The sequence below is a fragment of the Streptococcus infantis ATCC 700779 genome, from assembly GCF_000187465.1.
GTDB classification, from domain to species: domain Bacteria; phylum Bacillota; class Bacilli; order Lactobacillales; family Streptococcaceae; genus Streptococcus; species Streptococcus infantis.
The window spans coordinates 1-1,009 of sequence record NZ_GL732444.1 but is presented as its reverse complement, the minus strand read 5'-3'; the positions used below and the strand labels follow the sequence as shown (position 1 = coordinate 1,009).

General features: G+C 28.0%; 1 protein-coding gene. It reads left to right on the top strand.

The features are described from left to right. Positions 1–141: 141 nt before the first annotated feature. Positions 142–933, top strand: coding sequence for a hypothetical protein (locus tag HMPREF9423_RS11665; protein ID WP_006149561.1), 792 nt, complete (start codon positions 142–144; stop codon positions 931–933). Positions 934–1,009 lie beyond the last annotated feature (76 nt).

Below are 1,009 nucleotides of genomic sequence, written 5' to 3'. Positions count from 1 at the left end.
TGACTTACTCTTTTTATATGATAAACTACATACAATATTTCAGTTTCAGAAACGTATTAATTGAAATTTTTTGCTCTATACTATATACTAAATATACTAAAATTAAACATATAGAAGAAATAGAAAATGTAGGCAAAACCAATGAGTGATGTTAATGAAGTACTGAGTCTGTATAAATCAAGTTCATTTTATAAAAAATATAAAGATACATATTTTTCTGATATTATTTTAAGAGATGCTCTTAAATGCACGAATTCCATACATAGATATTACGGACTAAGTAAAATGAGTTATGAAGATGTACATAGATTATCTACTGATGTTCTTCGGGATTTATTTAATAAATTTGCCAAGGAAGTAGATTTCAATGATATAGAATTATTTTGGAAAATGATTTATTCATTCTATATTGATCCAGATTCAAACGGATTGAAACAACTAAATGGAATCCAGTGTACAGCAGATGGCTTATTTTCTATCCGTAGAATATACAAAAAAAATGGAATTGATATCCAAACTGTTGAAGAGTACGCTGTGTATCGTAAAATTCCAATATTCTTTTTTCCTCAAGAAAAAAACGGAATTAATAGTAGACGTAATTTTGCTTTTGGTGATAGAATTGACCATACACTATATGATATTAAGTTGTATCTAGATGCAAAAACGGAAGAAGAACGAAACCAGTGTAAGTTAATCTCTACATATAAATTGCCAAAAACAAAAATATGGTTAGAAGAACTGGGGTCTTTCAAAAATTTAGTTGATTGGTATGGCATAGAAGGCATTTTTGTAAATGATAACTATGACGTTTATGATATTGAGCAAGGAAATGGCAAAGTGATTTCAGCTCACCTCGATAAATATGATTGGGATTGGAGCGAAAATTATTATAGCAATCTCAAAGAGTATGTTGATCGATTCGTTAAGAAATAAATACTATGAATTGTGTACTTTATCCTAAAAGTTAATAGAAAAACTAATCTTGAGAGTTAATACAATCTAAATATGC